We start from the raw sequence: 22,167 nt of genomic DNA, 5'->3' as shown, positions 1-22,167 counted from the left end.
TTTTATGTTGGGGAGAGAACACCATGAAACGTCTGCTGAGCACGCTGCTGATCCTCACCGCCCTTGGCCTGCAAACTGGTTGCAGCCTGCGCGAACCCATGTCGGCCGAACAGGACTCGGAAACCCCGACCCTGACACCCCGGGCCTCGACCTACTACGACCTGATCAACATGCCACGGCCCAAAGGTCGGCTGATGGCCGTGGTGTACGGCTTCCGCGACCAGACCGGGCAGTACAAACCCACCCCGGCCAGCTCGTTCTCCACCAGCGTCACCCAGGGCGCGGCCAGCATGCTGATGGACGCCCTGAGTGCCAGCGGCTGGTTCGTGGTGCTGGAGCGTGAAGGCCTGCAGAACCTGCTGACCGAGCGCAAGATCATCCGTGCTTCGCAGAAAAAGCCGGACGTAGCCGAAAACATCATGGGCGAACTGCCACCGCTGCAGGCCGCCAACCTGATGCTGGAGGGCGGCATCATCGCCTACGACACCAACGTGCGCAGCGGCGGCGAGGGTGCCCGCTACCTGGGCATCGACATCTCCCGCGAGTACCGGGTGGATCAGGTCACCGTCAACCTGCGCGCCGTGGACGTGCGCACCGGGCAGGTGCTGGCCAACGTGATGACCAGCAAGACCATTTACTCGGTCGGCCGCAGCGCCGGGGTGTTCAAGTTCATCGAATTCAAGAAGCTGCTCGAAGCCGAGGTGGGCTATACCACCAACGAACCGGCACAGCTGTGTGTGCTGTCCGCGATTGAATCGGCGGTAGGGCACTTGCTGGCGCAGGGGATTGAACGGCGGCTGTGGCAGGTGGCGGGGGATGCGGGGGAGGGCAAGGCTACGGTGGACAAGTACCTCAGCCAGAATCAGCAGCCGTGATCGACCTTGGGGGCCTTTTTGCGGGTTTAGCCGCAAAGAGGCCGGTGCAGGTGCCATCTTGCATATTCATCATCGCCGCATCGTTAACGACATGCCATGACCTGATAGAACTGCCAGTAGCCGTCATTTTTTTACTGTGAGCAAATAGCATCAATGCCCCGTACATATCTCAATGTGCGGGCGGAGATGACATGGAAAAGGTGCTCGGTAATGATGACTCGGATAGGGATGCTATTTTTAATCATTGGTAGTTTGGTCGGTTGCGGAGCGCATACGCCCTCTGTGCAGGCTCCCCGCCCAGTCGCACAGACCCAGTTATTGATAAGTGAAACAGCCAAATCACAGCAGTTGACCGCGCTGAACAAGCGCGGGGAGCAGGCAATCGCGCAACTCAAGGTTTGGTATGATTCCGTCACCGAAGACTGCGGCGGGCCTGATAAACCGAGTTACCTGTGCAGCGGTATCGAAATGCGTGCCACGGGCCTCAGCCCAGGCTTTCTACCTTGGGACCCGAGCCAGAAGCACTTGGACAAAGGCGCCATCGCGTTTTCCTGGGTGCGCCGCGATACCAACTTCGGCAGGGCGGCGGAACGCTTCAATGGTTTTTTGTTTCCGCCCCTCCAGGCCATCCCGTATAACAAGATTCGCGATCTTGAAGTGTTGTGCACGTTCCCAATAGATGGCGGAACGGACAACCGCGATACGGCAAACGGATGCGGACCGCATGACGGGTTTGAAGCCACCACCGATGCGTGCCAGAAAGTCGGTGTGAGGGATGCCGATGCGTGGCTGGCTACGTACAGTGACGATGACATCGCGAAATCCAGAGTCTGCGGTTGGGACCTGCGCGAAGCCCCCGCTAACATGAAGGCGCAGTGGTTCGAGATGCCGACAAAAGTCAGGGCGGGGTTGAGCGCAGAAGCGTGGTTTGGCTACAACGAGATTTTGCTCCCTGTCTGGAAAGTCGGCGTGGGCGCAGACTTGCCTTTGTATGCATTTTTCTATGTGGAAGGTCAAACGCAAGCGGGCTTGCTGGCCCAATTTGACCAGGTCCGTTATCACGCTGCTTATGGCCAGGCGGTTCCTGTCATCCGAATCAAGCTTCCCACGGCAAAGGACCAGGTCATGCAGTTTACCTACGATGAGGAAGACCAAGCAGTGGGGCGCCCCGTCGTCACCTCGCACATTGATTTTGAATCCGAGGAAGTCGGTGACCGCAAGGAATTCAAAGTGGACCGGTTAGCATTCATTCTCCATGGGGCGGGTGGAATCAGTGACGACACGCACGAGGGCGGCGGAAGTTCCATTAGCGGGAAACATCTAAAGTTCGTAGATTCAACCGAGATTTTACTCCCTGGCAACGGGCGTCGCCGCGTAAGTTACGACTGGGGCTGCAGTGATATATGCACAAGGGATCTCTCGTTTACCGAAAACCACAGGCTGCTGAATGACCGTGAAGGTATGCATTATGGATCGGATGAACTTACGGTCGACGGCCCTGAAATCCTGAACCTTTACATGGTTGACGATGGCAAGAACCCGAGAATGGTCATAGACAACCTGAAAGTCACGCAGGCGCAAGAGCGATAACAGCCTTTATGTTGGTCGCACCGTGGGAAAAACCGCGAAGCAGCCGGTGCGGCCAACATAAGTGTTACTACCCATGCCCTCAGCTTGAAACCCTTCCCTGAACGCGGTCTCTGTAGGAGCGGCCTTGCGTCGCGATGCGCCGCGCGGGCGGCGCTCGATTCATGCGCCCACACAAAACCTCAGCCGAACACCCGGCGATCCATGACACCCCCCTCAACCCATCAACCAGATGACGCCCAGCCATTTCTCCCGCACACTGCGGAAAATTCCCAAGCCCGTACCCCGCCACCTTGCAGGGCACAGCCGGAGTAGAAAATGGCGCGACAACTCATAACAAACGCCCACGACCCGCTGCATGAATCCCGCCAGGCCCGCCTGAAGCTGGCCAGCGAAGGCGAGCTGCCGCTGGGCATGCTGCGCGACGAGATCGACGCGTCCTGGCGCCGCAGCCTGGGCCATGGCCTGGATTGCCTGCAGGGCGAGCAGGTCGGCCTGGGCCTTGAGCAGGGCCACGACCTGCGCATGCTGCTGGAGCGCAATCGCCTGTTGGTCGACGCCGTCACCCCGGAACTGGACTACCTGGTCGCACGTCAGGGCAAGGCCGGTATCGTCATCCTCGGCGACGCCCAGGCCAACGTGCTGGCCATCGAGGGCCAGACCCACGTGCTCAGCCGCGAGGGCCTGCGCGACCTGCACCCGGGCAGTTGCTGGAGCGAGTCGCTGCGCGGCACCAATGCCATCGGCACCGCCGTGGTGGAAGGCCGGCCGACGCTGATCAACTGCGGCGAACATTACCTTGACCGCCTCAGCCCGTTTTCCTGCACCTCGGTACCCCTGCGTGACCCGCGTGGCGAGGTGATCGGCGTGCTCGATATCACCCGTGAAGGGGTGATGGCGCAACCGCAGGACAGCCTGTCGACACTGATGCTGGCCGCCGGCAACATCGAAAGCCGTATGTTTGGCCTGTGCCACCCAGAGCAACTGGTGCTGGCGTTCCACAGCCGCCCGCAATACCTGAACAGTGCCTGGCATGGCCTACTGGCACTGAGCCTGGACGGTGAAGTGCTGGCAGCCAACGACAGTGCCTGCCAGTTGTTGCAGGTGCCGCGCCACGAGCTGATTGGTCGGCGCAGCACTGACCTGCTCGGCGAGCGCTCACCTGCGTTTATCGCACGCCTGTGGCAGGGTGGGGTGAGCAGTGTGCAGACGGCCAAGGGCGAGTTCTACTTCCGTGCCCTGCAGCTGCCGCGCCATGGCCAGCTCCATGGCAGCTGGCCGGCAAGCAAGCCCGCGCTGGGCAAGCAGTCGCCGGCACTCGACGCCCTGGCCGGTGCTGACCCACGGTTGGCGCGCAACCTGCGCATGGCGCGCCAGGGGCTGGGCAATGGCCTGCCGGTGCTGCTGCTGGGCGAGACCGGTACCGGCAAGGAAGTGGTCGCCCGGGCCCTGCACCAGGCCAGCCCGCGCGCTGACAAACCGTTTGTAGCCGTGAACTGCGCAGCCATCCCCGAAGGCTTGATCGAGTCCGAGCTGTTCGGCTACCGCGAGGGCGCGTTCACAGGATCGCGCCGGGGCGGCATGGTCGGGCGGTTGATGCAGGCCCATGGTGGCACGCTGTTCCTCGATGAAATAGGTGACATGCCGCTGGCCCTGCAAGCGCGCCTGTTGCGGGTATTGCAGGAACGCCGGGTGGCACCGCTGGGTGCCGGCGACGAGCAGGACATTGATGTGGCGCTGATCTGCGCCACCCACCGCGACCTCAAACGCCTGGTACAGGAACAGCATTTTCGCGAAGACCTGTACTACCGGGTCAATGGCGTATCACTGCGCTTGCCGGCGCTGCGCGAGCGTGATGACCTGGCGGAGATCATCCAGGGCCTGCTGGACAAGGCCGGTGCCCGCGGTATAACCCTGGACCCGGCTCTGGCCACATTGCTCGAAGGCTTCGACTGGCCGGGCAACATTCGCCAGCTGGAAATGGTAGTGCGCACAGCGCTGGCCATGCGCGAGGACGGCGAGCAGGTGCTGACCCTGGACCACCTCACCGACTGCCTGCTGGATGAACTGGCCAGCGGCACGGCGCCTTCCGGCAGCCTCAAGGACAACGAGCTGGAATTGATTCGCGGTGCCCTGGCGCGCCACCAGGGTAACGTTTCCGCCGCGGCCGAGGCACTGGGGATCAGCCGGGCGACGCTGTACCGCAAGCTCAAACAGTTGCGCGGCTAACCATGGGCCCATTGTTCGCAAGGCTGGTGGACTCCAGCGACCCTGCACTCATGCGCCAGGCGTTGGCCTGGCTGTATGGTTTCGTACGCCCGCATCGGCGCGCCATCGGCCTGTTGCTCGGCTTGTCGCTGGGCGCCTCGCTGCTGGCGTTGGCGCAGCCCTGGCTGGTCAAGACCCTGATTGACGAGGGGCTGTTGGCCAAGGACTACCAGACCCTCTGGCACATGGCGGCGATCATGATCGGCGCGGGCCTGTTGGGTACGGTGCTGGCAGGGGTCAACCGCTACCTGCACACGCGGCTGTCGGGGCGTATCCTGTTTGCCCTGCGTGATGACCTGTACCGTCACCTGCAGCAGCTGTCGCCGACGTTCTATGGGCGGCGGCGCATGGGCGACATTCTTTCGCGGCTGGATGGCGATGTGGCGGAGATCCAGCGCTTTGCCGTGGATTCGTTGTTCTCGGCTGTGTCTGCCGTCATTGGCCTGGTGGGCGCGGTGGCGTTGATGCTGATGCTGTCATGGCAGCTGTCGCTGTTGCTGGCGCTGCTGGTGCCGATCGAGGTGCTGTGGCTGCGCTGGATGCGGCGCAAGGTGGAGCGCGAAGTGCGCAGCCTGCGCGAGCGTTCGGCGGACGTGTCGTCGTTCCTGGTCGAGACCTTGCCGGCGATGAAGTTCATTCAGGCGGCCGGCCAGCAAGGCCGCGAAGCAGGTAGGCTGGATCAGCTTGGCCAGGGTTACATGCGCCAGTTGCTGAAGGTACAGGTGACCGAGTTCTTCACCCAGGCCATCCCCGGCACGCTCACTTCCTGGTGCCGCGCTTGCGCGTTTCTGGTGGGCGGCTGGTGGGTGATCCAGGGAACGTGGCAGTTGGGTGCGCTGATCGCCTTTTCCACCTACATGGGCATGGCAGTAGGCCCGGTTCAGAGCCTGCTGGGCCTATATGTGGCGGTACAGCGCATGGCGGTGAGCCTGGGGCGGGTGATGGAGCTGAAGCGCGAGGCCGTGGCCGTGCGCCCGGCAGCCAACCCGCTGCCCATGCCCGACGGGCCGGGCGAATTGCGCCTCGAGGCGCTGAGCTTCGCCCATGAAGGGCGGCAGGGCGCGGTGCTGAACAACGTGCAGGTGTGCGTGCCGGGTGGCCTGAAGGTGGCCATCAGCGGTGCCTCGGGGATGGGCAAGTCGACCCTGATCGACCTGCTGCAACGTTTTTATGACCCGGACGCCGGGCGCATTCTGCTGGACGGCACCGACCTGCGCGACCTGGATCTGGCCGCGCTGCGCCGACGCATCGCGGTGGTCAGCCAGGACATCGTGCTGTTCCGTGGCACCTTGGCGCAAAACCTCGCCTACGGCGTGCCGGATGCCAGCCGCGCGGAGCTGGAGCGAGTGGTGCGCCTGGCGCGGCTGGACAGCCTGGTCGAAAGCCTGCCGTTGGGCCTGGACGGCTTGCTGGGCGAGCGTGGCCAGCAGTTGTCCGGCGGGCAGAAGCAACGCATCGCCATCGCCCGCGCAGTGCTGCAGGCCCCGGCGATTCTGGTGCTGGACGAGGCCACCTCGGCAGTGGACGAAGCCACTGAACGGGAAGTGATCGCGGCCATCGACCAGCTATTCGCCGGCCGCACGCGCATCCTGATCAGCCACCGGGCTTCGACCCTGGCCGATGCCGACCTGCACTTGCAACTGCATGATGGCCAGTTGCAGGTGCTGGCGCAGGAGGTGATGAAGCATGGGCACTGACGTGTGCGTTGGCATCATCGACAGCGGCTGCTCGCCGGAGCAGGCCAGCGGTTTGCTTGGCGCGCGGCGTTTCTGGCTGGAAGGCGGCCAATTGCGCGAAGGAGAAATGCTGCCCGACCAGCTAGGGCATGGCAGTACGGTACTCGCCGGCCTGCAACGCGAGGCCGGTCCCGTACGGACGCTGGTGGCCCAGGTATTCGGCGACCAGGCCAGCACCAGTGCGTTACAGGTCTCTGCCGCGCTGTTGTGGCTGGTGGAGTCAGGGGCAACGCTGGTCAATCTCAGCCTTGGCTTGCAGCAGGACCGGCCTGTACTGCACCAGGCTTGCGCTGAAGCCTTGGCTGCGGGTGTGCTGTTGTGTGCATCCAGCCCTGCACAGGGTGGGCCGGTGTACCCGGCCAGCTACCCCGGGGTGCTCCGGGTTACCGGTGATGCGCGTTGCGCGCCTGGCCAGTGGTCCTGGCTGGGCACCCGGCAGGCGGACTTCGGCGGTTATGTGGGGGAGGGCGGCAGAGCGGGCGCGAGCTTGGGCTGTGCGGCTTTGAGCGGAAGGATTGCGGCGTTGCTGCGTGACGAGCCGGGTATGGACCGCCAGCAGATCCATGACTGGTTGCGTGCTCACGCGTCGTTCATCGGCCCTGAGCGGCGAGGGGCCAGCCATGGCTGATGCGCGCATTGTGGTGCTGGGCGCCGGCCCTGCAGGTGCTGCCACGGCCATCGGCTTGCGGCGGCTTGGCTACACCGTGACGGTGGTGTCGGAATGGCGCCGTTTCGCGGCAGTGGAAGGGGTTTCGCAGCGAGTACTGGAGGGCTTGCGGCATGCGGGCCTTGGCGGGGCCTTGGGCCAGGCGACCATGTTGGCTACCCGGCAGGTGCACTGGAACGGCCAGCACCTGCAAATGAACCAGGAATTTCTGCTGGGTCGACAACGGTTTGACCGGGCGCTGCGCGACGACCTTCAGCGGGCCGGCGTGAGTGTGGTCGAGGGGCGGGTGCGCGAGGTCGTGCACGAGGGCGGTCATCGTGTTCGTCTGGACGATGGGCAGGTACTGATCGCTGATTTTCTCGTTGAGGCCCGAGGCCGTCAGGCACCGCTGGCTGCAGACCGCTTGCGCGGGCCCGAAACAGTCAGCCTGCTCAATGTCTGGCAGGGTAGCCCCGGGGCGCCTGCGTCGGCAGTGGAAAGCCTGGAGGATGGCTGGGCGTGGATGGCGCGCCTGGAAGATGGCCGCTGCTACTGGCAAGCCACCCTGGACGCTGCAGGGCTGCCGGGCAAGGCCGGACTGGCGGAGTTCTGCGCGGCGCGGCGTGCCAGCAGTGCGCTGGTGGCCGAGCTGTTCGATGAGAGCGCGCTGGTGCCAGCACAGGTGCATGCGCGCAGCAGTACGGCGATTTTGGCGGGCGAATGTGTCGGGCAGGACTGGATACGGGTGGGTGATGCCGCGATGGCCGTTGATCCGCTGTCGGGCAACGGGATCTTCCAGTCGCTATCTTCGGCGCTACAGGCACCGGTGGTAATCAATACGTTGCTGCGCAGGCCTGAACGAGCCGAGTTGGCGCGTCAGTTTCACCAGCAGCGGGTCGAGCAGCTGTTCTTGCGCTTTGCCCGTATCGGGCGGGATTTCTACGGGCAGGAGCAGGGGCGGGCGGGGCAGCCGTTCTGGGCCAGGCGCCAGGGCTGGCCGGATGCGCAGCCACTGCATCAGGCGGCTGATTGGCAAGCAGCACGGGTTGAGCGGCGGCCGGTGCTGCGTGATGGGCTGGTGGATGCGGCCGAGGTGGTGGTAACGGCGGATCAGCCGTTGGGGGTGTGGCATTTGCAGGGGGTGGAGTTGGCGCCGGTGGTGCGGAGAATACGTAGTGGCTCGCCTGTCGAGGCTGTGTTGTCAGGGCTTGCGGGTGAACAGCAGAGGATGGTGCGGCGGTGGTTGGCGGAGCAGGGGTTGGTTTGAGATTGCCGGGGCCGCTTTGCGGCCCTTCGCGACGCAAGGCCGCTCCTACAGGGACCACTGAGGCGCGTTGTGTCGCGAAGGGCTGCGGGGCCGCCGCAAAATTTTCAATTCAGAAGAACGTTCCGATGATCAACTGCATATAGGTGCCGGTGTCACGGCTACCCAGCTGCGTACCGCCATTGGCCGCACTGCGCTCAGGCTTGTAGAACCCCACCAGCGGGCTGATCAGCAGGTGGTCGTTGACCATCCACTCCACATACAGGTCCAGCTCCCGCCCACCGAGGTTGCCCTGGTCGGTGTCCAGCGTGTCGAAGTCGAAGTACAGCGCGCCGACGGTGAGGTTGTCCTGCGGCTTGCCTTTCAGCGCCACGTGGTGCACCTGGCTGTTCTTGTTGAACGGCCCGGCATAGTTGGCTGCCACTTCACCCTGGAACCAGGTGCCGTAGCCTCGGCTCAGCCCATAGAACAGTGGGTCGAAATCTTCGGAAAAGCGGCTGTAGCGGTAGGTGGCGGTGGGTGACCAGGGGAGCTCGGAGAAGGTCCAGTTGCCCTCCAGGTACCAGGCATTCTCGCGCCCGCCGGTCTTGTCCTGGGTCACGTACTCGGCAGCCAGCTCGAGGTCTTTCACGCCCAGGTTGCCGCGCCCGCGCAGGCTGGCGGTGTTCATGCCGTCGCGGTGCTCCAGGCCCATGATCTGCGCGTAGCGCTGGTCCACGTCCAGGCCGCGGATCCAGCTGAGGCCAAGGGTACCGGCGTCGGCGACGTGTTCCAGGTTGGCCACCGCCAGCGAGGTGTCGGCCTGGTAGTGGTTGTCGGACTTCAACCACATCAGGTCGCCGCGCCAGCCCTGTTTGCCGCCCAGGCGCAGCACGGCGGTGCGGTCGAAGGCCTTGCGAGCAGCCAGGTAGTAGGCACCGCCACGGTCGAAGTTGGCGCCCAGGTCGACCTTGCCCAGGTTCACCGGGTCGCCCTGGATCAGGAAGCCGTCACCCAGCGTCACCACCTGGCGGCCGCCAGAAATGTCCACGCCGTCTTCGCCCAGGGCCGGGAACAGGTTGGCCGAGCGCCAGCCCAGGTACAGGTCTTCGATGGCGGTGCGACGCTCATCGCCCAGGGTCAGGCCGGCAGCATCGCCGTCGCCCCAAGTGGCAGAACTGAGCAGGTTGAAGGCACCGTACATGGCCCCGCTATCGGCCAGGGCCTGGCTGGCGCTGAGGCCGTATTTGACGTAACCCTCCTGCCAGGCGGTGCTGCCGGGTTGGCGGTTGCCGGCCTGGTTGAAGCTTTCGTCGCTGTGGAACGTGCCGAACAGGGCTTCGAGGTCGGCGTTGAGGGTGGTGCCGTTCTGGTTGTACAGCTCGTAGGCCTGGCTGGCGGGCGCGGCGAGCAGCATGGCCAATGTGCAGGCGAGTGTGTGCCTCATGGGGTGCTCCATGGTTTTTTATTGTTGTTTTGGGTTGCCTGGGCCGGCCTCTTCGCAGCACAAGGCTGCTCCTACAGGGACCGCGTGCGCTTGTGTGCGGCGAAGAGGCCGGTACAGGCAGAAGATCAGAGCTTGATCAGCACTGACTTGAGCTCGGTGTAGTGCTCGATGGCCGCTGCGCCCATCTCACGACCCACGCCAGACATCTTGTAGCCACCAAACGGCAGCGCCGGGTCCAGCGCGCTGTGGCAGTTGACCCACACCGAGCCGGACTTGATGCGCGGGATCATCCGATGCACCGCCGCCAGGTCGTTGGACCAGATGCTCGCACCCAGGCCATAGGGGTTGTCGTTGGCCATGCCGATTACTTCGTCCAGGTCATCGAACGGCATCGCCACCAGCACCGGCCCGAAGATTTCTTCCTGCACCAGGCGGTGGCGCTGATCGACATCGACGATCACCGTCGGCTTGACGAAGTAACCCGGGCCAAAGCCTTCGCCGCCGCAGGCGATGGTCGCACCCAGTTCGCGGCCAAGCTCGATATAGCCGGTGACGCGGTCCTGCTGCTTGGCCGAGATCAACGGGCCCATCTGCACGGCTGGGTCCAGCCCGTTACCCAGCTTCATGCCGTTGGCGATCCCGGCGATGTCGGCCACCACATTGTCGAAGTGCTTGCGGTGCACGTACAGCCGCGAGCCAGCGCAGCACACCTGGCCCTGGTTGAAGAAGATCGCCGTGGCGGCGCCGGCAGCAGCTTCCTGCAGGTTGGCGTCGGGCATGACGATGGTCGGCGACTTGCCGCCCAGCTCCAGGGTGACGCGGGTCATGTTGTCCATGGCCGCCTTGCCGATCAGCTTGCCCACTTCGGTGGAACCGGTGAAGGTCAGCTTGTCGACGCCGGGGTGGCGGCTGAGCGCGGCGCCGGCGTTCAGGCCGGTGCCGGTCACCACGTTGAACACGCCTGCCGGGTAGCCAGCTTCGTCTACCAGTTCAGCCAGCTTCAGCACGCTCAGTGGGGTTTCATCGGCGGGTTTGAGCACGATGGTGCAGCCGGTGGCCAGGGCCGGGCCGAGCTTCCAGCAGGCCAACAGCAGCGGGAAGTTCCAGGCGACGATGGCGCCGACCACGCCGATGGCCTCACGGCGCACAAAGCCGTGGAACTGGTCGTTGGGCATCAACGGCATGGAGGCTTCGACGGTGCTACCCTCGATCTTGGTGGCCCAGCCCGCCATGTAGCGCAGGAAGTCAATGGCCAGCTGCACGTCCATCACCTGGGCCACGGCGGCGCTCTTGCCGTTGTTCAGGCATTCCAGCTCGGCCAGCTGGCGAGCGTCGCGCTCCATCAGGTCGGCCAGGCGCCACAGCAGGTTCTGCCGTTCGCGTGGGCGCAGGCGGCTCCACGGCGAGTCGTCGAAGGCCTGGCGTGCTGCGCGCACGGCGCGGTCGACATCCTCGGCGTCGGCGGCGGGCACTTCGCCCAGCACTTCGCCAGTGGCCGGGTTGCGGAACGACAGGGTGCGGCCGCTGGCGGCGTCCTGCCAGTCGGCGCCGATGCGCATCTTCAACTTGCGTTCGAGAAAGGCGCGGGTGGCGGGCAGGATGGGCAGATCGGAAAGCATGGGGCTGTGCCTCTTGTCATTGGGTGTGAAGGGCACTGGCGCAATGGGCGTGCCAAGGTGGGCAGATGGCCGCAAGGCGTTGAAGGCGTTGGGTTTTGCCTGGGCGCAAGGTTGTGATTGCAGGCGTGCGCTGTTGCACATTGAGACGGTGTGAGACGGTGGTGCAACAGTGGATGTCCCGGCCTCTTCGCGGGCTTGCCCGCGAAGGCCTGCGTGGCAGGCCCTTGTCTCAGGATGAAACACCTAGTCGCGAAATGGCACGCTGCAAGTGGCCATGTTGGCTGCTGGTCAGGCCACGGAAACTGCCTAAAAGGTTGAAAGGCAACGCTTTTACAGCAACTGGCACAGTTCCTGTATCACAACTGCCACATGCACACCTGCTGTACCAAAGCGTGCGAAAAACGATAAGAACAACAACCGTGGAGGTCTGACCTTGAAGACGACTCGACTCCGGCGGCATGCGGGCAAACTGGCGCTGGCCGCCGCCGCGCTGCTGAGCACCCAGGCCATGGCGGCCGAGCAGGGCCCGAGCCTGTTGCAGAACAAGTGCATGGGGTGCCATATCCCCGAAGGCAACGATACCTACAGCCGCATCAGCCACCAGCGTAAAACCCCGGAAGGCTGGCTGATGAGCATCGCTCGCATGCAGGTGATGCACGGCCTGCAGATCAGCGACGACGACCGTCGCACGCTGGTCAAGTACCTGGCCGACAAGCAGGGCCTGGCGCCCAGCGAAACCGATGGCGTGCGCTACGCCATGGAGCGCCGGCTGAACACGGTCGAGCATTTCGACACCCAGCTCAGCGAAACCTGTGGCCGCTGCCACTCTGGTGCTCGCGTCGCCTTGCAACGCCGCCCGGCCAAGGAGTGGGAGCACCTGGTCAACTTCCACCTCGGCCAGTGGCCGTCCCTCGAATACCAGGCCCAGGCGCGGGACCGCGACTGGTTGCCGATTGCCCTGCAACAGGTGGTGCCGGAACTTGCCAGGCGCTACCCGCTGGACAACCCGGCCTGGGCTGAATGGCAGCAGGCAAAACCGAAGGCCGACGTGCTGCCGGGGCAGTGGGCGTTCAGCGGCCACATGCTGGCCAAGGGCGATGTGCGCGGTGTGATGAGCGTTTCGGCCGGGGAGGGCGACACCTTCAAGGTCGAGGTCAAGGGCGCCTATGCCGACGGTACGCCGTTCAACGGCAGCGGCACGGCGATCCTGTACAACGGCTATGAATGGCGCGGCAACGTCAAGGTTGGCGACACCAATCTGCGCCAGGTGTTCGCGGCGCTGGATGGCGAAATGAAAGGCCGCATGTTCGAGGCCGAACACGACGAGCGCGGCCTTGACTTTACGGCAGCCAAGGAAGGCAAGGCGCGCCTGCTGGCGGTGCAACCGGCATTCATCAAGGCCGGTGGCGAGAGCGAGATCACCTTGGTGGGCAGCGGCCTGGACGGCAAGCCCGACCTGGGTGCCGGGGTAGAAGTGACCCAGGTACTGGAGCAGACCCCGACGCTGGTACGGGTCAAGGCCCGCGCGGCAGCCGACGCCAAGCCCGGGCAGCGCGAAGTTGCAGTGGGCGCGCTCAAAGGCGTGAGCCTGGCGGTTTACGACAAGGTCGAGGAAGTGAAGGTCGTGCCGGCGTTCTCCATTGCCCGCATCGGCGAAAACGGCGCTTCGGTGCCGAAGGTGCAAGGCCGTTTCGAGGCCGAAGCCTGGGGCAAGGATGCCAGTGGCCAGCCGCTGCGCATCGGCTACCTGCCGGCCACCTGGAAGGTCGAGCCGTTCAACGAGCGTGCGGTCGAGGACGAAGACGTCAAGTTCGCCGGGCAGATGCAGGCCGACGGGGTGTTCGTGCCAGGCGGTGCCGGCCCTAACCCTGAACGCAAGATGATGACCAACAACGCGGGCAACCTGAAGGTTATCGCCACGCTGGCCGACGGTGGCCAGACCGGCGAAGGGCACATGATCGTCACCGTTCAGCGCTGGAACAACCCGCCGCTGCCGTAACGGCAGGGTGTAACGGTTTTCCATCGGATCGATTACCGGGAGGTCGCCATGGGCGCACTACTGAACCTGGTCGAACGCAACCTGCATGAAGTGCAGGTTGATGCCGACCGCATGCTGTTCCATATCCCCAGCAGTTCGCTGTTCACCGCCGACGCGGTGACCGGGGGCATCATCGACACGTTGCGCCAGCAAGGCTGTTCGGCCGAGGAGCTGATGCAGCGCCTGGGCCAGCAGTTTGCCGGCGACGATATCCAGGACACCCTGCGCGAGCTGATCGCGCTGGAGCTGGTCAGCGACGGCTCGCCGCTGACCCCGGAAATCGGCGTCAAGCGGGTCGAGCGCACCGCGCTGAATACCGTGGTGCTCAACGTCAACACTGGTTGCAACCTGAGCTGTACCTATTGTTACAAGGAAGACCTGGACAAGCCTTCTGCCGGCAAGAAGATGAGCACCGCCACCGCCGAAGCCTCGGTGGAAATGCTGCTCAAGGAATCGCCCGACGAGGAGCGCTACAGCGTGGTGTTCTTCGGTGGCGAGCCGTTGTCCAACCGGCCGCTGATCGAGCACATGGTGGCTTACTGCGAGCGGCGTTTCGCCGAAGCGGGCAAGCAGGTGGAGTTCATCATGACCACCAATGCCACGTTGCTGACCGAAGAAATTGTCGACTGGCTCAATGCCCACCGTTTCGGCCTGTCGATCAGCATCGACGGCCCCAAGACCGTGCATGACCGCAACCGCATCACGGTGGGCGGGCAGGGTACCTACGACGTGGTGCGGCGCAAGGCCGACATGCTGCTGTCGCGTTACAACAGTCGCCCGGTGGGGGCGCGGGTAACCCTGACCCGCGGCATCACCGATATCGAGACTATCTGGAACCACCTGTTCAACGAAATGGGCTTTGCCGAAGTCGGCTTTGCCCCGGTCACCTCCGGCGACATGGCGGCCTTCAACCTCACCGGCGAAGAACTGGTTGAGGTCTTCGCCAACATGAAGGCGCTGGGCCGCCGCTACCTGGACGCAGCGCTGGAGCACCGCAACATCGGTTTCTCCAACCTGCACCAGCTGATCACCGACATTCACGAGGGCCACAAGAAGGCGCTGCCATGCGGTGCCGGGCTGAAAATGCTGGCGGTGGACCATGAAGGCGAGCTGAACCTGTGCCACCGTTTCACCGGCTCTAGCCTGCCGACCTTCGGCAACGTGCACCAGGGTGTGAAGCAGGTGGAGCTCAACGACTTCCTGTCGCAGCGCCTGGACCGCAGCAACACCGGCTGCGAGAGCTGCCGCATTCGCAACCTGTGCTCCGGTGGCTGCTACCACGAAAGCTACGCCCGCTACGGCGACCCGCAGCACCCGACCTACCACTATTGCGAACTGATGCGCGACTGGGTCGACTTCGGCATCGAAGTCTACAGCCGCATCATGGCCGCCAACCCGGCCTTCATCGACCGCTACATCACCCCGCGGAAGGCGCACTGACATGAAGCACTTGAAGCCCCTGAACAACAAGGCGCGCATCCTTGAGCAGGCCGCTGCCGAAGACCGCATCGAAGAAGTCGTGGCCATGAGTGCGGTGGCCGGCTGCACGGCCACCACCGACCCGGGTTGGGAAGTGGATGCCTTTGGTGGCGTGAGCTCGCTGTGCCAGCCGATGGAGGCCGACCTGTATGGCTGCTCCGACCCTTGCTGGTGGCCGGCCCAGGTGCCGGACATGATGAGCACCTATCAGGACTGGAACGCCCAGGCGACCAACTCGGCGGATGACTGGCGCAACCTGGGCACTGTGTTCCCGAAAGACAAGTGACCGGCCCAACAAGAATGACAAGGGGAAACCGCATGAAAGCTGGACGCTGCGCGCAACTCGCGCTCACCATCGCCGCCACGGCCTGCGCCGGGCTGGCTCAGGCTGACGACACCGGGCCTGCGCTGAAGGCTGGCCACGAATACATGATCGTGACCAACTACCCGAACAACCTGCATGTGGTCGATGTGGCCACCGACACGGTGTACAAAAGCTGCCAGATGCCCGACAAGTTCGGCCCTGGCACGGCGATGATGGCGCCGGACAACCGTACCGCCTACGTGCTCAACAACCATTACGGCGACATTTACGGCATCGACCTGGACACCTGCAAGAACACCTTCCGGGCCAACCTGTCGAGCGTGGCGGGTGAAGTGGGCCGGTCGATGTACTCCTTCGCCATCAGCCCGGATGGCAAGGAAGTGTACGCCACGGTCAATCCGACCCAGATGCTGAACGACCATTACGTGGTCAAGCCGCCACGGCTGGAGGTGTTCAGCACCACCGATGGCCTGCAGGCCAAGCCGGTGCGCACCTTCCCGATGCCGCGCCAGGTGTACCTGATGCGTGCCGCCGACGATGGCAGCCTGTTTGTCGCAGGGCCGGACATCTACAAGATGGATGTGAAGACCGGCAAGTACACCGTGGCCTTGCCGCTGCGCAACTGGAACCGCAAAGGCTACAGCGCCCCGGACGTGCTGTACTTCTGGCCGCACCAGAGCCCGCGTCACGAGTTCACCATGCTGTACACCATTGCCAGGTTCAAGGACGACAAGCAGGACCCAGCCACCGCCGAGCCGTTGTATGGCTACCTGAGCGTCGACCTCAAGACCGGCAAGACCCACACCCAGGAATTCGCCGACCTGACCGAGCTGTACTTCACCGGCCTGCGCTCGCCTAAAGACCCGAACCAGATCTACGGCGTGCTCAACCGCCTGGCCAAGTACGACATCAAGCAGCGCAAGCTGATCAAGGCGGCTAACCTTGAGCACACCTACTACTGCGTCGCTTTCGACAAGAAGGGCGACAAGCTGTACCTGGGCGGCACCTTCAATGACCTGGCGGTGTTCAACCCGGATACGCTGGAGAAGGTGAAGAACATCAAGTTGCCCGGTGGTGACATGTCCACCACTACGCCGCAGGTGTTCATCCGCTAGAACGAGGGTGGATTTACTGGCCTTTTCGCAGCACAAGGCTGCTCCTACAGGTCACCACGTTCCAATGTATGGGCCGGCCTCTTCGCAGCACAAGGCTGCTCCTACAGGTCACCGCGTTCCAATGTAGGAGCAGCCTTGTGCTGCGAAGAGGCCGGCCCAGACACTACAAAAACAACAAGAGAGCGCCCATGCCCCAGCCAAGCTACTCCCAGGGCAACCAGAACAAGGCCCTGCTTACCCAATGCATCGGCGACGCCTTCGACGCCACCGTCGCCCGCTTCCCCGACCGCGAGGCGCTGGTGGTGCGCCACCAGGCTCTGCGCTACACCTGGCAGCAACTGGCCGCTGCCGTCGACCAGCACGCCCGCGCGCTGATGGCACTGAGCGTGCAACCCGGTGACCGGCTGGGTATCTGGGCACCCAACTGCGCCGAGTGGTGCATCACCCAGTTCGCCAGCGCAAAGGTGGGCGCGATCCTGGTCAACATCAACCCGGCCTATCGCTCCAGTGAGCTGGACTACGCCCTCGGGCAGTCCGGCTGCCGCTGGGTGATCTGTGCCGACGCATTCAAGACCTCCGATTACCACGCCATGCTGCAGGGCCTGGTCCCTGGCCTGGCCAGCGGCCAACCAGGCGCACTGAGCTGCGAGCGCTTCCCCGAGCTGCGCGGGGTGGTCAGCCTGGCTGCCTCGCCACCATCTGGCTTTCTGGCCTGGCACGCATTGCAGGCGCGTGCCGAGTCTGTCAGCCGCCAGGCCCTGGTCGAACGCCAGGCGCAGCTGCGCTGCGACGACCCGATCAACATCCAGTACACCTCCGGCACTACCGGGTTCCCCAAGGGCGCCACCCTCAGCCACAGCAACATCCTCAACAACGGCTACATGGTCGGCGAAAGCCTGGGCCTTACCGAGCACGACCGGCTGGTGGTGCCGGTGCCGCTGTATCACTGTTTCGGCATGGTCATGGCCAACCTTGGTTGCATGACCCACGGCAGCACCCTGATCTACCCCAACGATGCCTTCGACCCGCTGGCCACGCTGCGTGCCGTGGCGGAGGAAAAGGCTACCGCGCTGTACGGTGTGCCGACCATGTTCATCGCCGAACTGGACCACCCGCAACGCGGCGAGTTCGACCTGTCCAGCCTGCGCACCGGGATCATGGCCGGCGCCACCTGCCCGATCGAGGTGATGCGCCGGGTGATCGGCGAAATGCACATGGCCGAGGTGCAGATTGCCTATGGCATGACCGAAACCAGCCCGGTGTCGCTGCAGACCGGCCCCGATGATGACCTGGAGCGCCGGGTGACCAGTGTTGGCCGTACCCAGCCACGGTTGGAAAACAAGGTGGTGGACGCCGACGGCAACACCGTGCCGCGTGGCGAGATAGGCGAACTGTGCACCCGCGGCTACAGCGTGATGCTCGGTTACTGGAACAACCCCAAGGCCACGGCCGAGAGCATCGATGAAGACGGCTGGATGCACACCGGCGACCTGGCGGTAATGGATGAACAGGGGTATGTGCGCATCGTCGGGCGCAGCAAGGACATGATCATTCGCGGCGGCGAGAACATCTACCCGCGCGAGCTGGAAGAGTTCTTCTTCACCCACCCGGCGGTGGCGGATGTGCAAGTGATTGGCGTGCCGTGCAGCAAGTACGGCGAAGAAATCGTGGCCTGGGTGCGGCTGCACCCGGGGCATACCGCCAGTGAAGAAGCGCTGCGTGAGTGGGCGAGGGCGCGGATTGCGCACTTCAAGGTGCCCCGGTATTTCCGCTTTGTCGACGAGTTCCCGATGACGGTCACTGGCAAGGTGCAGAAATTCAGGATGCGTGAGATCAGTGTCGAGGAGTTGTCCTCCCGATAACCATCACCCCTCAGCTACGCGGACCTTTGTAGGAGCGGCCTTGTGCCGCGAAAGGGCCGCACAGCGGCCCCAGCAATTTATGCATCACAGCTGAAATCCCGGGGCCGCTTCGCAGCCCTTTCGCGGCACAAGGCCGCTCCTACAATGACCGCGCCATGTGCTTAGCCTTGCAATAGTTCCGGGCTGTTGAAGTTGCTTAGCCGGCGATCATCCTCGGTGCATTCCAGCCCCTGCACCGCCTCGCGCAGCAGGGCCTTCTGCAAGCTGCGCTCACCCGCCGCCCAGGCCTGCTCCAGCATTGGCAGTATTCGCCGTGGCAGCACGCTGAACATCGGCTGCCAATACCCGCCCTGGCGCACCATTGCCGCACTGTCGCCGGCCACCGCCAGCCTCAGCAAGTCTTCGATCAGTTCGCGGTCAACCCGCGGTGCATCGCAGGCCAGCAGCACCACCCAGTCATGCCGAGCCACCTTGAGACCGGCAATCACCCCTGCCAGCGGCCCCGGGAAGTCGGCTTCTGCATCGCCCACCAACTGGTCGGCGTACGTGCCGTAAGCCTCCTGGTTACGGTTGCAGGAAATCACCAGGTCATCGCTTAGCGGCCGCACCACCCGCTGTACATGCACAACAAGCGGTTCGCCCTGCCAGGCGACCAGGCCTTTGTCGCGCCCGCCCATGCGTTGGCCACGGCCGCCGGCGAGAATGAGGATGGAGCAGGGGGGCAGTGCATCAGGCATGAAAAAGGGCTCCGGGCAGTCATTGCCGGGAACCCTCCCATTTCACACGGGGCTTGTCCAGTCAGCTTTCGCTTATCCCGCCTTGTGCGTTGGCATCACGCGCCTGACGCCGTCCCGCAAGGCGCATCACCACCACGAAGAACACCGGCACAAACACCACCGCCAACGTGGCGCTGAGCATGCCGCCGATCACCCCGGTGCCGATGGCCTGCTGGCTGGCCGAGCTGGCGCCGCTGGCAATGGCCAGGGGTACCACACCGAGGATGAACGCCAGCGAGGTCATCACGATGGGCCGCAGGCGCAGGCGGGCAGCCTGTACGGCGGCGTCTGCGGCGTCCACGCCCTGGTCGACCAGGTGCTTGGCGAACTCGATGATGAGGATGGCGTTCTTCGCCGACAGGCCGATCAGGGTAATCAGGCCAACCTTGAAGAACACGTCGTTGGGCATGCCGCGCAGGGTCACGGCCAGCACCGCCCCCAGGATACCGAGCGGTACCACCAGCAGCACGGCGGTCGGGATCGACCAGCTTTCGTACAGCGCTGCCAGGCACAGGAACACGATCAGCAACGACAATGCCATCAGCATCGGCGCCTGGCTGCCGGACAAGCGTTCTTGCAGCGACAGGCCGGTCCACTCAAGGCCCGCGCCGGGCGGCAACTGCGCCACCAGGCGTTCGATTTCGGCCATGGCTTCGCCCGAGCTGTGGCCAGCTGCCGGCTCACCGGAAATCGACACCGCCGGGTAGCCGTTGTAGCGGGTCAACTGCACCGGGCCGCTGACCCACTTGGCCTGGACGAATGCGCCCAGTGGCACCATCTTGCCGCTGTTGTTGCGTACGTGGATTTTCAGCAGGTCTTCGACCTGGCTGCGCTGGTCGCCTTCGGCCTGCACCACCACACGCTGCATGCGGCCCTGGTTGGGGAAGTCGTTGACGTAGCTGGAGCCCACCGCCACGTCCAGTACCGAGCCGATATCGGCAAACGACACCCCCAGGGCATTGGCCTGGCGGCGGTCGATTTCCAGCTGCACTTGCGGGCTTTCGGCCAGCGACGCTTCGCGCACGTTGGTCAGCACCTTGCTTTTGCCCGCATTGGCCAGCAGCGTGTCGCGGGCAGCCATCAGCGCGGCGTGGCCCATGCCGCCGCGGTCCTGCAGGCGGAACTCGAAGCCGGTCGACTCGCCCAGGCCGTCGATAGGCGGCGGCAGCACCGAAAACGCCACGGCGTCCTTCAGCTGGGAGAAGGCCGCGCTGGCGCGGTCGGCAATCGACTGGGCGCTGTCGTCGGCGCCGCGCTCGGACCAGTCCTTGAGGGTGGTGAAGGTCAGTGCCGCGTTTTGCCCGCTACCGGAGAAGCTGAAGCCGAGGATCACGGTAGTGTTGCCTACGCCGGGTTCCTCGGCGTTGTGTGCCTCGATTTGCGCAGCCACCTGTTCGGTGCGCATGCGGCTGGCCCCGGGCGGCAGCTGGATGTCGGTGATGGTGTAGCCCTGGTCTTCGGTGGGCAAGAATGCCGTGGGCAACTGGCTGAAGCCATAGCCCAGCACCGCCAGCAGCACCGCGTACAGCAGCAGGTAGCGGCCGCTGCGCTTGAGCGCCTGTACCACCCAGCGCTGATAGCCGTTGCTCATGCTTTCGAAGCGGCGGTTGAACCAGCCGAAGAAGCCTTTGCGTTCATGGTGCTCACCCTTGGCCACCGGCTTGAGCAGGGTGGCGCACAGGGCGGGGGTGAGGCTGAGGGCCAGGAATGCCGAGAACAGGATCGACACCGCCATCGACACCGAGAACTGCTGGTATATCACCCCAACCGAACCCTGCATGAAGGCCATTGGCAGGAACACCGCCACCAGCACCAAAGTGATGCCGACAATCGCACCGCTGATCTGGCCCATCGCCTTGCGCGTTGCTTCTTTGGGCGGCAGGCCTTCCTCGGCCATGATGCGCTCAACGTTTTCCACCACCACGATGGCATCGTCGACCAGGATGCCGATGGCCAGCACCATGCCGAACAGGGTCAGCACGTTGACCGAGAAGCCCATGGCCAGCATGACCGCGAAGGTGCCCATCAGCGCCACCGGCACCACCAGGGTGGGGATCAGGGTATAGCGCAGGTTCTGCAGGAACAGGAACATTACCGCGAACACCAGCAGCATGGCTTCGAACAGGGTGGTGATGACCTGCTCGATCGACACCTTGACGAACGGCGAGGTGTCATAAGGAATGTCGTACTTGACGCCTTCCGGGAAGTACCGCGCCAGGTCCTGCATTTTTGCCCGCACCAGGGTGGCGGTTTCCATGGCGTTGGCACCCGGTGAGAGCTGCACGCTGAACGCGGTGGCCGGCTTGCCGTTCAGGCGCGTGCCGTATTGGTATTCCTGGGCGCCGATCTCGACCCGGGCGACATCACCGACGGTGACCGTGGAGCCATCCAGGTTGGCGCGCAGGACAATGGCGGCAAATTCCTCGGGGGTGCTCAGCTGGCCCTTGACCACCACGTTGGCGGTGATTTCCTGGGTGTCGCGGCTGGGCAGGTCGCCGATGCTGCCAGGCGCCACTTGGGCGTTCTGCGCCGCGATGGCCTCGGCCACGTCGTTGGGCGTGAGGTTGAAGCCGATGAGCTTGCCCGGGTCGATCCAGATGCGCATGGCGCGCTCCGAGCCGTACAGCTGGGCCTTGCCGACACCCTTGAGGCGGCGGATTTCGTCCATCACGTTGCGCGCGAGAATGTCCGACAGTGCGGTTTCGTCGAGCTTGCCGTCTTCGGAGGTGAGGGTGCCCAGCAGCAGGAAGCCGGTGGACACCTTTTCCACTTGCAGGCCCTGCTGGGTGACCGGGCGCGGCAGGCGCGACTCGACCACCTTCAGGCGGTTCTGCACGTCGACCTGGGCCAGGTCCGGGTTGGTCCCCGGCGCGAAGGTGGCGGTGATGGTGGCGCTGCCCAGGCTGCTCTGCGACTCGAAGTACAGCAGGTTGTCGGCGCCGTTGAGTTCCTGCTCGATCAGGCTCACCACGCTTTCGTCCATGGTCGCCGCCGAGGCGCCCGGGTACACGGCATAGATTTCCACCTGCGGCGGTGCCACGTTGGGGTACTGGGCTACCGGCAGCTGCGGGATGGCCAGCGCACCGGCCAGCAGGATAAACAGCGCGACCACCCAGGCGAACACCGGGCGGTCGATGAAGAATTGCGGCAT

15 protein-coding genes are annotated in these 22,167 nt (G+C 64.3%); 11 read left to right on the top strand and 4 right to left on the bottom strand.

The features are described 5' to 3' along the window. Nucleotides 1-23: 23 nt before the first annotated feature. The 6 genes from ABI582_RS06370 to qhpG all read left to right on the top strand — a co-directional run bounded on the left by ABI582_RS06370 (nucleotide 24) and on the right by qhpG (nucleotide 8,379). A complete protein-coding gene (locus ABI582_RS06370; RefSeq protein ID WP_016499464.1) occupies nucleotides 24-875 on the top strand; it encodes a CsgG/HfaB family protein in 852 nt (283 codons plus the stop codon). Nucleotides 876-1,085: 210 nt separating this feature from the next. Continuing rightward, entirely contained in the window at nucleotides 1,086-2,465 is a 1,380-nt protein-coding gene (locus ABI582_RS06365) for a hypothetical protein (protein ID WP_442118691.1), read from the top strand. Nucleotides 2,466-2,780: 315 nt separating this feature from the next. Next, nucleotides 2,781-4,691 carry a sigma-54-dependent Fis family transcriptional regulator gene (locus ABI582_RS06360; RefSeq protein WP_442118690.1) on the top strand — a complete coding sequence of 637 codons (1,911 nt, stop codon included), beginning with the start codon at nucleotides 2,781-2,783 and terminating at the stop codon, nucleotides 4,689-4,691. Nucleotides 4,692-4,693: 2 nt separating this feature from the next. Then, entirely contained in the window at nucleotides 4,694-6,427 is a 1,734-nt protein-coding gene (locus ABI582_RS06355; protein WP_442118689.1) for an ABC transporter ATP-binding protein, read from the top strand. After that, nucleotides 6,417-7,094 (top strand): subtilisin-like serine protease QhpE, encoded by a 678-nt coding sequence (gene qhpE, locus ABI582_RS06350; RefSeq protein WP_442118688.1) that lies wholly within the window; start codon nucleotides 6,417-6,419, stop codon nucleotides 7,092-7,094. The genes ABI582_RS06355 and qhpE overlap by 11 nt, the downstream gene beginning before the upstream one ends. Beyond that, nucleotides 7,087-8,379, top strand: coding sequence for a flavin-dependent monooxygenase QhpG (gene qhpG / locus ABI582_RS06345; protein ID WP_442118687.1), 1,293 nt, complete (start codon nucleotides 7,087-7,089; stop codon nucleotides 8,377-8,379). The genes qhpE and qhpG overlap by 8 nt, the downstream gene beginning before the upstream one ends. Nucleotides 8,380-8,488: 109 nt before the next feature. Here the strand turns inward: qhpG and ABI582_RS06340 are convergent, their stop codons facing one another. Both ABI582_RS06340 and ABI582_RS06335 read right to left on the bottom strand, forming a co-directional pair. Beyond that, nucleotides 8,489-9,802, bottom strand: a complete 1,314-nt coding sequence (locus ABI582_RS06340) for a hypothetical protein (RefSeq protein WP_442118686.1) — start codon at nucleotides 9,800-9,802, stop codon at nucleotides 8,489-8,491. Between the two features lie 125 nt (nucleotides 9,803-9,927). Next, entirely contained in the window at nucleotides 9,928-11,421 is a 1,494-nt protein-coding gene (locus ABI582_RS06335) for an aldehyde dehydrogenase family protein (RefSeq protein WP_442118685.1), read from the bottom strand. A 433-nt stretch (nucleotides 11,422-11,854) separates the two neighbouring features. Here ABI582_RS06335 and peaA point away from each other — a divergent pair, with 433 nt between their 5' ends. The 5 genes from peaA to ABI582_RS06310 all read left to right on the top strand — a co-directional run bounded on the left by peaA (nucleotide 11,855) and on the right by ABI582_RS06310 (nucleotide 18,240). Beyond that, nucleotides 11,855-13,420, top strand: a complete 1,566-nt coding sequence (gene peaA, locus ABI582_RS06330) for a quinohemoprotein amine dehydrogenase subunit alpha (RefSeq protein WP_442118684.1) — start codon at nucleotides 11,855-11,857, stop codon at nucleotides 13,418-13,420. Nucleotides 13,421-13,468: 48 nt separating this feature from the next. Then, the gene (gene peaB, locus ABI582_RS06325) at nucleotides 13,469-14,899 is read left to right on the top strand and encodes a quinohemoprotein amine dehydrogenase maturation protein (RefSeq protein ID WP_338744123.1); all 1,431 of its coding nucleotides are present in this window, start codon (nucleotides 13,469-13,471) and stop codon (nucleotides 14,897-14,899) included. Between the two features lies 1 nt (nucleotide 14,900). Next, nucleotides 14,901-15,224, top strand: a complete 324-nt coding sequence (gene qhpC / locus ABI582_RS06320; protein WP_284356093.1) for a quinohemoprotein amine dehydrogenase subunit gamma — start codon at nucleotides 14,901-14,903, stop codon at nucleotides 15,222-15,224. 32 nt (nucleotides 15,225-15,256) lie between these two features. Beyond that, nucleotides 15,257-16,378 carry a quinohemoprotein amine dehydrogenase subunit beta gene (gene peaD / locus ABI582_RS06315; protein ID WP_442118683.1) on the top strand — a complete coding sequence of 374 codons (1,122 nt, stop codon included), beginning with the start codon at nucleotides 15,257-15,259 and terminating at the stop codon, nucleotides 16,376-16,378. Nucleotides 16,379-16,566: 188 nt separating this feature from the next. After that, nucleotides 16,567-18,240 (top strand): fatty acid CoA ligase family protein, encoded by a 1,674-nt coding sequence (locus ABI582_RS06310; protein WP_442118682.1) that lies wholly within the window; start codon nucleotides 16,567-16,569, stop codon nucleotides 18,238-18,240. 161 nt (nucleotides 18,241-18,401) lie between these two features. Here ABI582_RS06310 and mobA read toward each other — a convergent pair whose 3' ends face one another. Together mobA and ABI582_RS06300 are read right to left on the bottom strand one after the other, a co-directional pair. Continuing rightward, a complete protein-coding gene (mobA, locus tag ABI582_RS06305) occupies nucleotides 18,402-18,977 on the bottom strand; it encodes a molybdenum cofactor guanylyltransferase MobA (RefSeq protein ID WP_442118681.1) in 576 nt (191 codons plus the stop codon). Between the two features lie 61 nt (nucleotides 18,978-19,038). After that, complete coding sequence (locus ABI582_RS06300) at nucleotides 19,039-22,167, bottom strand: multidrug efflux RND transporter permease subunit (protein ID WP_442118680.1); 3,129 nt, start codon at nucleotides 22,165-22,167, stop codon at nucleotides 19,039-19,041.

This window comes from Pseudomonas sp. SAS7, from assembly GCF_052112345.1.
GTDB lineage: Bacteria > Pseudomonadota > Gammaproteobacteria > Pseudomonadales > Pseudomonadaceae > Aquipseudomonas > Aquipseudomonas putida_Q.
The sequence above is the reverse complement of the archived record's forward strand: the minus strand, read 5'-3'. Positions and strand labels throughout refer to the sequence as shown.

Coding starts and splice junctions, on each gene's coding strand:
- ABI582_RS06370 (WP_016499464.1), top strand. CDS start 24: ATGAAACGTCTGCTGAGCACGCTGCTGATCCTCACCGCCCTTGGCCTG.
- ABI582_RS06365 (WP_442118691.1), top strand. CDS start 1,086: ATGATGACTCGGATAGGGATGCTATTTTTAATCATTGGTAGTTTGGTC.
- ABI582_RS06360 (WP_442118690.1), top strand. CDS start 2,781: ATGGCGCGACAACTCATAACAAACGCCCACGACCCGCTGCATGAATCC.
- ABI582_RS06355 (WP_442118689.1), top strand. CDS start 4,694: ATGGGCCCATTGTTCGCAAGGCTGGTGGACTCCAGCGACCCTGCACTC.
- qhpE (WP_442118688.1), top strand. CDS start 6,417: ATGGGCACTGACGTGTGCGTTGGCATCATCGACAGCGGCTGCTCGCCG.
- qhpG (WP_442118687.1), top strand. CDS start 7,087: ATGGCTGATGCGCGCATTGTGGTGCTGGGCGCCGGCCCTGCAGGTGCT.
- ABI582_RS06340 (WP_442118686.1), bottom strand. CDS start 9,802: ATGAGGCACACACTCGCCTGCACATTGGCCATGCTGCTCGCCGCGCCC.
- ABI582_RS06335 (WP_442118685.1), bottom strand. CDS start 11,421: ATGCTTTCCGATCTGCCCATCCTGCCCGCCACCCGCGCCTTTCTCGAA.
- peaB (WP_338744123.1), top strand. CDS start 13,469: ATGGGCGCACTACTGAACCTGGTCGAACGCAACCTGCATGAAGTGCAG.
- qhpC (WP_284356093.1), top strand. CDS start 14,901: ATGAAGCACTTGAAGCCCCTGAACAACAAGGCGCGCATCCTTGAGCAG.
- peaD (WP_442118683.1), top strand. CDS start 15,257: ATGAAAGCTGGACGCTGCGCGCAACTCGCGCTCACCATCGCCGCCACG.
- ABI582_RS06310 (WP_442118682.1), top strand. CDS start 16,567: ATGCCCCAGCCAAGCTACTCCCAGGGCAACCAGAACAAGGCCCTGCTT.
- mobA (WP_442118681.1), bottom strand. CDS start 18,977: ATGCCTGATGCACTGCCCCCCTGCTCCATCCTCATTCTCGCCGGCGGC.
- ABI582_RS06300 (WP_442118680.1), bottom strand. CDS start 22,167: ATGCCGCAATTCTTCATCGACCGCCCGGTGTTCGCCTGGGTGGTCGCG.